This is a genomic window from Campylobacter concisus (genome assembly GCF_902460545.1).
GTDB classification, from domain to species: domain Bacteria; phylum Campylobacterota; class Campylobacteria; order Campylobacterales; family Campylobacteraceae; genus Campylobacter_A; species Campylobacter_A concisus_AE.
In genome coordinates, this window is the sequence record NZ_CABPUE010000002.1 from 102,428 (window position 1) to 107,108 (window position 4,681).

At 33.8% G+C, this 4,681-nt stretch carries 5 protein-coding genes; all 5 read left to right on the forward strand.

What is annotated here, in order from left to right; translation table 11 throughout:
* Positions 1-79 precede the first annotated feature (79 nt).
* Complete coding sequence (locus FZ949_RS02290; protein ID WP_085658195.1) at positions 80-790, forward strand: amino acid ABC transporter permease; 711 nt, start codon at positions 80-82, stop codon at positions 788-790.
* Positions 783-1,511: an amino acid ABC transporter ATP-binding protein gene (locus FZ949_RS02295; RefSeq protein WP_103579510.1), complete on the forward strand. Its 729-nt coding sequence runs from the start codon at positions 783-785 to the stop codon at positions 1,509-1,511. The genes FZ949_RS02290 and FZ949_RS02295 overlap by 8 nt, the downstream gene beginning before the upstream one ends.
* 11 nt (positions 1,512-1,522) lie before the next feature.
* Positions 1,523-2,296: a transporter substrate-binding domain-containing protein gene (locus tag FZ949_RS02300; protein ID WP_148790080.1), complete on the forward strand. Its 774-nt coding sequence runs from the start codon at positions 1,523-1,525 to the stop codon at positions 2,294-2,296.
* 380 nt (positions 2,297-2,676) lie between these two features.
* Positions 2,677-3,348, forward strand: coding sequence for a nitrate- and nitrite sensing domain-containing protein (locus FZ949_RS09505; RefSeq protein ID WP_262367768.1), 672 nt, complete (start codon positions 2,677-2,679; stop codon positions 3,346-3,348).
* Between the two features lie 839 nt (positions 3,349-4,187).
* Positions 4,188-4,628 carry a methyl-accepting chemotaxis protein gene (locus FZ949_RS09715; RefSeq protein ID WP_374057355.1) on the forward strand — a complete coding sequence of 147 codons (441 nt, stop codon included), beginning with the start codon at positions 4,188-4,190 and terminating at the stop codon, positions 4,626-4,628.
* The last annotated feature ends 53 nt before the right edge of the window (positions 4,629-4,681 follow it).

The window sequence follows — 4,681 nt, forward strand, 5'->3', positions numbered from 1 at the left end:
GATCCTTAAACACTTTTAAGCAAAATGATATAAATTTTTTCGTATTATTTAAAGCCATATTTTAAAGAGAAGGACAAAGTTGAAGGCTCAAAATTTAGCTAAATTTCTATTTTTTATAATAATCGTCTCACTTGGAGCGTATTTTTTCTATCCAAGAGATCTTAGTGAGGCTCAAGAGATCGCTTATATCAAAAGTTATGGAGTGACTTTAGGGCTTACTATAGGCGGTATTGTCATAGGCATAACACTTGGATTTACCTTGGCGTTTATTAAATTTTTAAATATTAAAGTCTTAAATTTTATAATTGATGAATATATCGATATCTTACGTGGAACACCTGTAATACTTCAACTTTTAATTTTTTCAGTTGTCATTTTTGCAACATGGAGTGATAATTTTTATGTAGCTCTCATCGCACTTGGGCTAAATAGTTCTGCTTATGTGGCCGAGATCGTGCGAAGTGGTATAAATAGCGTCGATAAAGGACAAATGGAAGCAGCTCGTGCGATGGGCCTAAACTACTATGTTTCGATGCGCGAGATAGTTTTTCCACAAGCTACGAAAAATATCTTGCCAGCTCTTGCAAATGAGTTTATATCACTATTTAAAGAGACCTCAGTCGTTGGCTATATAAGCGTCGTTGATATCACGATGCAAAGTAAGAGCTTGCAAGCGGTCTTTTATAGTCCAGAGCCAGTCATTTTTACAGGCATTGTCTATTATGTGAGTGTTAAATTTTTTACACTTTTGACAAAACTACTTGAGAGGAGATTAAACCGCCATGATTGAGATTAAAAATTTAAACAAAAGTTATGGCGATTTGCGTGTTTTAAATGATATTAGCGTAGATATAAAAAAGGGTGAAGTTATAGCGATAATTGGTCCAAGTGGTGGTGGTAAAAGCACATTTTTACGCTGCATAAACCGCCTTGAAGAGCCAGATAGCGGACATATCAAGATAAATGGCGAAGATATTTTAGATAAAAAATCAGATATAAATAAAATTCGCCAAAAAGTGAGCATGGTTTTTCAGCACTTTAATCTTTTTGCAAATAAAAACGTCTTGCAAAATTTAACTCTAGCTCCGATAAAAGCAGGAATTTTAGATAAAGCAAGTGCAGAAAAAAGAGCCGATGAGTTGCTAAAAAGCGTTGGGCTAAGTGATAAGAAATTTGCCTATCCGCACAAGCTTTCAGGCGGACAAAAGCAACGTATTGCGATCGCTAGAAGCCTAGCGATGGAGCCAGAAGTGATACTTTTTGACGAGCCAACGAGCGCGCTAGATCCAGAGATGATCGGAGAGGTTCTTGATATCATGAAAGATGTTGCTGCAAGGGGCATAACGATGCTTGTGGTGACCCATGAAATGGGCTTTGCGAGAAATGTGGCAAATAGAATTTTCTTTATGGATAAAGGCAAGATAGCAGTTGATGATACACCGAAAAATGTCTTTACAAATCCGCAGCACGAGCGTCTACAAGAGTTTTTAGGTAAAATTTTAAATCATTAAAGGAGTAGAAAATGAGTAAAATTTTAAAATTTTTGATGGCAAGCTTAGTTTTATTTTTACTAGGTTGTGGCGATGATGCTAATAAAAAAAATGCAGCAAATAATGCCGAAGAAACTAGTAAAAATGTAGTTTATAAAGTTGGCTCGAGCGCTGATTATCCACCTTTTGAATATCTTGATGAAAACAATAAAATTGTTGGCTTTGAGATAGATTTATTAAATGAGATCACCAAAAAAACTGGAATAAAATTTGATGTTGCAAATATGAGCTTTGATAGTCTGATATCAGCATTAAAAACCGGTAAAATCGATATTGCTATAAGCGGAATGAGCGCAACTGATGAGAGAAGAAAATCGGTTGATTTCACCAAGCCATATTATTTTTCAGAGAATTTATTTATCCGCAAAAAAGGCTCAGATGTAAATAAAGACAACCTTAAAGATAAGAAAATTTCAGCTCAAGTTGGAACATTGCAAGAAGAAGCAGCCAAAAGCATAACCACTAAATCGATACCTGCTGAAAATGTAGCAGCTGCTATCATGTCACTAAACGCTGGCAAAATCGACGTTGTGCTAACTGATAGTCCGATAGGGGTTGAGTATTTAAAACAAAATCCAGATTTGGAAGAATTTTTAAGAGTTCCTGATGGCACGGAAGGATTTGCAATGGCGTTTGATAAAGGCAAACACACTGAGCTTATCAAGAAGATAGATGCAGCGATCGATGAGCTACAAAAGTCTGGCGAATTTTACAAAATGCTAGATAAATATGGATTAAAGAAATAAATCTAAATACAAAATTTGCAGAGAAGCAGGAATTCTCTGCAAAAACTCACTTTTTTCTAATTTTTAAAATTTAACATCTTTTAAAAGTAAAATTAATAAAATGACGTAATTATTTCAAGGAGAAAAAATGAAGCTTCTCAGGATGAGAACGGCATTTATTTTAAATGTGCTATTTTCTATTTGCATGTATCACAATTTTGTTAAAAAATTCCTACTATTTAATAAAGCTAAATATAAATTAAAATTTTACATAAATGCGTTAATCAATATTTTTTATAAAAATAACCAAAAGCATTTTTTGGTTGATAAATTTTAAGTATTAAAGTCGTATGGCTTTATTTTTTGAAGCAGATATTTAAGAAAAACTAAAAGGAGAGAAAATGAATAATCTAGGTATTAAATCTAAGATTATGGCGATAGTTATCGTCAGTCTTATTGGCCTTGGTATCATGAGTGCATATATGCTAAATGGTATCTTAAAGACTCGCTCAAAAGCAGAGTTTAGTGAGAAAATCGTGGATACAATAATAAATCAAAATAATTTTATCCATGAAATGCAAAAAGAACGTGGATTTAGCTCAGGTGTGCTAGCAGGAGGGGATAATAAAAATTTATTAGAGCAGCGTAAAAAAGTAGATGCTGCGCTCGATAAGCTTGAAGAGAAAAATGAAATAGCTTCAGAAATAAATAGTATCCGCTCAAATGTAGATCAAAAAAGTGGCAATGATCTAATTAGTCGTATAACAAAAATTTTAAGAAAAGAGGTTGTTGCTATAAATGGATATAGCGATAAGCTCGAGCCTAGCTTGGTAGATGATCTAAAGCGTATCATTATTGTTGGTGAGATAAAAGAGTCTTTTGGTATTTTGCGTGCTACTTTAAATGGGGTTTTTACTAAAAAGAGCATAAGCAAAGAGGACTACAATAAAGTAGTTGCACTAAATAGCGTTATAAATAAATTTATGCAGGATTTTGACGATTACAACCCAAAAGAATTTAGTGACGAATTTGATGCTATCGCTAGAAAAAAGGCTGATTTTATGATGCGATGAATATTATTAAAAATGTAGTTGCCACTGAAGATGTATCTTATGATGCAGCAAGTTGGTTTTCAAAGATAAGCATTACAATAGATGCGATGAGAGAGCTTGAGCTTAAACTACTTGATAATATGCAAAAAGATGCAATACGCATTAAGGGCGATGCAAATACCGAACTTATTATAAGTTCTATTGTGATTGCGATTTGTATTTTGCTTATGTTGCTAGTATCTACATTAATAGGTAAAAACCTGATCTCTGGTATAGATCAGACTAAAAATGGCTTAGTTAGATTTTTTGACTTCTTAAATTATAAATCTAATAAAGCTGAATTTTTAGATCGTAGTGGTAGTGACGAGATCGGACAGATGAGTGCACTGATAAATGAGAATATCAAACAAATCGAGGCAAATTTATCTGAGCAAAATAATTTCATTAAAGAAGCAAATACTTTTGTAAATCAAATCGGTAAAGGTAACTACGTAGCTCAGCTTAATGCAGATACTTCAAATCCTGCACTTAGCCAGCTAAAACAAACTTTCAAAGACTTACAAATCGCACTAAAACATGCTATTGCGGAAAATGGCGATGACGTGTTAAATCTACTAGAAAGCTTTAAAAAACAAGACTTTACTAAAAGGCTTGAAGATGATGGCAAAATGGCGGTTGGTATAAATGCTCTTGGTGAAGAGATAGCCAAGATGTTAAGGGCAAATTTAGATCAAGCCCACGTACTAGAAGAAAAGGCTGAGTCTTTAAGCCAGTCAATGAAAGAACTAACTCAAGGCGCAAATGTACAAGCAAGCTCACTTCAAGAGTCTGCTGCCGCAGTAGAGCAAATGTCAAGCTCAATGAATGCAATATCTCAAAAAACATCTGATGTTATTAGACAAAGCGATGAGATTAAAAACATCATAACTATTATTAGAGATATAGCTGATCAAACAAATTTACTAGCTCTTAATGCCGCAATCGAGGCAGCACGCGCAGGAGAGCATGGTAGAGGCTTTGCTGTTGTTGCAGATGAGGTTAGAAAACTAGCAGAGAGAACTCAAAAATCTCTAACAGAGATCGAAGCAAATACAAATGTACTAGCTCAATCAATCAATGAAATGAGTGAGTCTATAAAAGAGCAAAGTGAAGGAATTAATATGATAAATCAATCAGTTGCTCAAATAGACACACTTACAAAAGAAAATGTAGTAATTGTCAATAAAGCAAATGAAGTAACATCTGATGTTGATGACATGGCTAAGGCGATAGTAAACGAAGTTAGAAAAAGTAAATTTTAATCTTTTGACTCCTAGAACTCCTACTATTCTATCCCTTAAAATAATTAAGGGAT